Origin of the sequence: Nostoc sp., from assembly GCF_036917455.1 — a bacterium.
In the GTDB taxonomy this organism is placed as follows: domain Bacteria; phylum Cyanobacteriota; class Cyanobacteriia; order Cyanobacteriales; family Nostocaceae; genus Nostoc.
Map to the genome: position 1 here is coordinate 1 of NZ_JBALDK010000244.1, position 4,865 is coordinate 4,865.

The following is a 4,865-nucleotide window of genomic DNA, read 5'->3' on the forward strand; positions in this document are numbered from 1 at the left end:
AATTCTTATTAAAGGACTCGTCATCGTTGTTGCACTAATTTATTTATTCATATATCATTTTCTCACAAGTTTTGTTTTAAGGATATGTCTAATAGGTTAAAAATCTCCACTGTGCAAATTCTGAGTAACCTGCATAATAGACGCTATCCAGAATTACAAGAATATTATTTAAGTTCAGTTGTTCTATATTACCCAATGCATTTGCTGGTATGGAAGGAACATTTGAGTCAATGGATTTATTCTTGAGCAGGTCGAGGATGTCTTTGACATATGGTTTGGCAGCCTGCCCCAGATTTCCCAATGCATAAGCTGCATAGTAACGAGCAGTTGAGTCAACGGTTTTATCCTTGAGGATGTCAGCGATGTCTTTGACGTAAGGTTTGGCTACCTCCCCCAGATTTCCCAATGCTTCTGCTGCATAGTAACGAGCAATTGAGTCAACGGTTTCATCCTTGAGGATGTCAGCGATGTCTTTGACGTAGGGTTTGGCAGCCTCCCCCAGATTTCCTAATGCCTTTGCTGCACCTGAACGAAAAGCTGAGTTAACGGATTCATCCTTGAGAATGTCGAGGATGTCTTTGACGTAGGGTTTGGCAGCCTCCCCCAGATTTCCCAATGCCGATGCTGCACTGGAACGAACAATTGAGTCAACGGATTCATCCTTGAGAATGTCGAGGATGTCTTTGACGTAGGGTTTGGCAGCCTCTCCCAGATTTCCTAATGCCGATGCTGCACTGGAACGAACACTCAAGTTAACGGATTCATCCTTGAGAAAGTAAAGGATGTCTTTGACGTAGGGTTTAGCAGCCTCTCCCAGATTTCCTAATGCCTTTGCTACACCGGAACGAACATTTTCATCAACGGATTTATCCTTGAGGATGTCAGCGATATCTCTGACGTAGGGTTTGGTTGTCTCTCCTAGATTTCCCAATGCCTCTGCTGCACTGGAACGAACATTTTCATCAACGGATTTATCCTTGAGAATGTCGAGGATGTCTTTGACGTAGGGTTTGGCAGCCTCCCCCAGATTTCTCAATGCATCTACTGCACTGGAACGAACATTTGAGTCAACCTTTTCATCCTTGAGAAAGTTAAGGATATCAGGGATATACTTGGTAGCCGCCTCTCCCAGGTTGCCCAATGCTGATGCCGCACTGCCACGAACAGATGAGTCAACTTTTTCATCCTTGAGGATGTTGGCGGCTTTCTGGGCAATTTCCTCCGGTTTTTTAAGCAGAATTTTTAAATCTTGCGGCTTATATTTAGCTAATTTTTCAAAAGCATATTGCTTTACTTTGGGGTAGCTGTCGTCAAGGGCTGCTACTATGCCGTCAATATTTAAAATTCCAGATTCCAAATTCCAAATTTTGTAAAAAACACCAGCGCGAGACTTCCAGCCCGCGCTGGTGTAACTTCCTTATAAATTCAGAGACATTATTGTGATTAGGTTATTGCTTCATAGGCAACTCCTCCACTGAAAGGCTTTGACCGTAACGAATTTGATTAGTCAGCGCTTCGACTAATCCCTCCCTGTCGTATAACGGCAATGAGCTCTTAATTTGATGCCCAACCGTGTAGATTTCATCACGGCAACGCCCAGGAGCTTGATCGCAAAGTTGAGCCGCAACAGCACTAATCAAAAACAGCTTTTCGCGTCTGGTCATCAATTCAAACGTACTACCGTACTTCTCCTGGAGCGATTCCAGTAAGGAGCCGTCGTTTATGGTGTAACTGGTGTAATGTCCGATTGGTTTACTCATTGGTATCCTCATCTGACTCAGGCTCTACTTTTTCGCCAATGACGATTTCCACGGTGTTGATCACAGACTGGTAATCAACGATGGCTACGCCAACGCTAGAAGCGAACGCAAATTCAACATCATCAACATCTCTTAAGTCATGGGGAAGTTCTAGAGCATTTGGGAAATCTTGAAACTAGATTTTACAAATATGTTCACGCACACCAAGAAAGGCTCGACCTGAGACGCAAAGAAAGTAGCGCATCTGAGCAAGAGTTCGCGGCGGAGGCTGAAGAATTAAGGACGAAAATACTAGGACTCATGGGTGGATTCGACCCAAAAGGACTAGATGAGACTATCTCAGAAGTAGATACAGAAGAACCTGAATAAAACCGTCCTGCCTGTTGTGGCTAGGGCGGTTTTGTTTTGGGTTGCGCGATTGCACTTGGTAGAGATTGTGCGATCGCGGTGCTGGGTGCTGAATGACTTTTGACAAATGACCAATGACTAAAAGAATTTCATCAAGGGTAGTTCGAGCTAGAACTCTTGCCATATATGAGCTAGAGAAATTTATCGAATACATGCACAGTATTGACCCGGAACTAAAACCGGACGAAGCCATACTGCTAGCAGCATTTACATTGTAGGGATTACCAGAACTATTTAAAGAAAATCCTGATTTACTGAGTCAGTTTCAGCAACTAGCCACAGACTTAAAGCTCAAAAATCGCACTTCTAGTAAATGACCAATGACCGATAAAGAACCAAAAAGCCACCACTAGATTTAGCGATCCTGGTGGCTTCCTGAAATCAAACTAATAGTATTATGCCAGAAAACTCATCAAGAAACTCACTTCTCTGGAGTGAATCACACAACGCATACTGTTACAAACATCATATTCCACCAGCAGCAAAAACCCTTTGGCAGTGGTTAATGAGGCAAGGTGAAATAGCAACAGAAATCGAGCCAGATTTATCAGAATTTAATGCGTGGGTAGCAAAGAACAGAGGTAAACCTTATGCTCACAATTACCTCAAAAAGATATTTGAAATACTGGTATCATGCTGTGTTTTACAAGTAATTAAAACCTACTCATGGAAAATATCAAAGTTACTTTTTAGACCTCTTTCGTGGTTAAATCCACTTAAAAAGCCGCAAGAAACAAACTTCCAAAACAGTAATTCTAGTTACAAGATAGAGTCCTCAAATGAAGTCTCTGCTGAATCAGTGCTTAACAGCAGCAGCAATCCTCTTACTCCAACCACAGCCGAATTTGAGGAGAAAGAATTGCAACACGAGATATTTACAGCTTGTGCTGAGTACCAAATATACTTTGACCCAAATAAACGAACAACTAGACATCTATTTGAATTTGATATTGAAGATGTCCAATTAGCTTTAAAACACTTTTCTCTTCGTGGTGGACATCAAGCAATTAACAATCCTCAAGGATGGTTACTTGACTGCTTGCGAAACTGTTACTTGCAAGATGAAAAGTTTACTTTATCTGCATTCATGCAACTTTTAACTTCTTGATTCCCTAGTAACCTCCCAAGGGATTACTAGGGAATAACTGCATAAAAAAACTGCCCTCTTGTGAGAGCAGCGACCATATAACCAGTTTGATTATGAAGCAACCTACACTTTTTGATTTACAAGCTTTTACTAATACCCCATTCCCCTTTCCGATCCTGCTTGGGATGAAGAAATTGCGCCCCAACATCCTGGGCCAGAAACCAGATGGAATCCCGCTCACTTTGGTGAGGTGGAGCGCATTGTTGAGGATGGCGGACAAGTTTCTATTTTTTGGGATGACAGTGACGAGCCACCAGACCCAGACGACTATTTAAACCTGGATGAATACCATCAAGCCTGGGGCGAGTGGGAGTTACGTGTTGGGGCGCAAGTTACATCTGACACAACCGTAGAATCATGTGTTGGGGCGCAGGTATCACACGTTACCCAAAAAGTTGCGCCCCAACACGATGCCCACTGGGTAGAGAAGTACTGGGTAAAAAGGTCAGGTAATAAATATTGGTATTACCGTTACTGCTGGATGGTAGGCAGGAAGAAAAACCGCCGCTACATCGGCAGTGTGGACAGTATTACCGCAAAGGGGAGAAGGGGGTTGGTGGAAACTGCGATCACAGATGGTAAATTACCAATTGAGATTGAGAAATTAATCAAAGGCTGGAAACATGAGCCGTCCACCATGCCCGAAATGCCACGGAATGCGCGTTTTTAAAAACGGCAGCTACAAGCTGTCTAACGGCCTTCTAAAACAGCGTTGGTTTTGTCAAGCTTGTCGCCAAGGCTTTATTCCTTCAACAACTCAGGAGATTCCCTCAGCAACTTCTGAAACTTCCGTAGTTCATCCTAGGTGCGAGCGGTAATATCCGGTTTTGTAAATTTCTGGGTAGACCGATAATTTTGAGTTCTCCAAGCAATGTAGCGGTCAATAAATTGTAAAAAATCCCCTGTGAGTTCGGGGATATTTCGAGATTCATCAAATATCAGCTTGGAATCTACCGCTCTAGCGTAATCCAAAATCTGATTTTCTAAGACAATGGGCACGCGGATAGTTTTCGTTTTCCCGTGGTTCCAGGTTGGCCCGAAGCTGGTGCTGTTTTTTCCCGGTCTGAGCATTAGCTGTTTCTTGAAATACCTGTGTCATGGCAGGATACAGCGTTTTTGTCTGAATTTCAATTACCCCTGCTCCCTGCCCCCCAGTCCCCACTCCCCACTCCCCAATGACTAGACCAAAAAATAATAACTTCCGTTTGTTGCGATTGTCAAACAAGCAGAAACCTACCTTAATCAAACAAATTTTGACGCAAATCAGTGGTTGTTTGGTTCAATGGACGATTACACCTATTTTGAGCTACTAAACCATTACGGCATTAACCCACTAGGCTTTGTTGGTGAAGTCGAAGATCACATGCAATTGCTAATGAGATGACCAGAATCTTGCAGCTAGGGACAGAAAGCAATTAGCATTTGCAATACAGCGATTCTTTCCCTGCTGTAAGCTACTTAAATGATTCAGCAGGGAAGCCGATTTATCAAAGGATAACTGAAATAAATATCCCTGTAGTATTTGATAAAACCATCATTGCTGTATCCGT

At 42.9% G+C, this 4,865-nt stretch carries 6 protein-coding genes; 2 read left to right on the forward strand and 4 right to left on the reverse strand.

The window, feature by feature from the left end; translation table 11 throughout:
• Window positions 1-88 precede the first annotated feature (88 nt).
• The 3 genes from V7K42_RS27180 to V7K42_RS27190 form a co-directional block, all read right to left on the reverse strand.
• Window positions 89-1,357, reverse strand: a complete 1,269-nt coding sequence (locus V7K42_RS27180) for a HEAT repeat domain-containing protein (protein ID WP_334920589.1) — start codon at window positions 1,355-1,357, stop codon at window positions 89-91.
• Between the two features lie 91 nt (window positions 1,358-1,448).
• Entirely contained in the window at window positions 1,449-1,760 is a 312-nt protein-coding gene (locus V7K42_RS27185; protein WP_334920591.1) for a hypothetical protein, read from the reverse strand.
• Window positions 1,761-2,094: 334 nt separating this feature from the next.
• Window positions 2,095-2,292, reverse strand: coding sequence for a hypothetical protein (locus tag V7K42_RS27190; protein ID WP_334920594.1), 198 nt, complete (start codon window positions 2,290-2,292; stop codon window positions 2,095-2,097).
• Window positions 2,293-2,565: 273 nt separating this feature from the next.
• Here V7K42_RS27190 and V7K42_RS27195 point away from each other — a divergent pair, with 273 nt between their 5' ends.
• Window positions 2,566-3,276 (forward strand): hypothetical protein, encoded by a 711-nt coding sequence (locus tag V7K42_RS27195; RefSeq protein ID WP_334920596.1) that lies wholly within the window; start codon window positions 2,566-2,568, stop codon window positions 3,274-3,276.
• A 229-nt stretch (window positions 3,277-3,505) separates the two neighbouring features.
• Window positions 3,506-3,985, forward strand: coding sequence for a DUF4102 domain-containing protein (locus tag V7K42_RS27200; RefSeq protein WP_334920598.1), 480 nt, complete (start codon window positions 3,506-3,508; stop codon window positions 3,983-3,985).
• 131 nt (window positions 3,986-4,116) lie between these two features.
• Here the strand turns inward: V7K42_RS27200 and V7K42_RS27205 are convergent, their stop codons facing one another.
• Entirely contained in the window at window positions 4,117-4,386 is a 270-nt protein-coding gene (locus V7K42_RS27205; protein WP_334915979.1) for a hypothetical protein, read from the reverse strand.
• Window positions 4,387-4,865 lie beyond the last annotated feature (479 nt).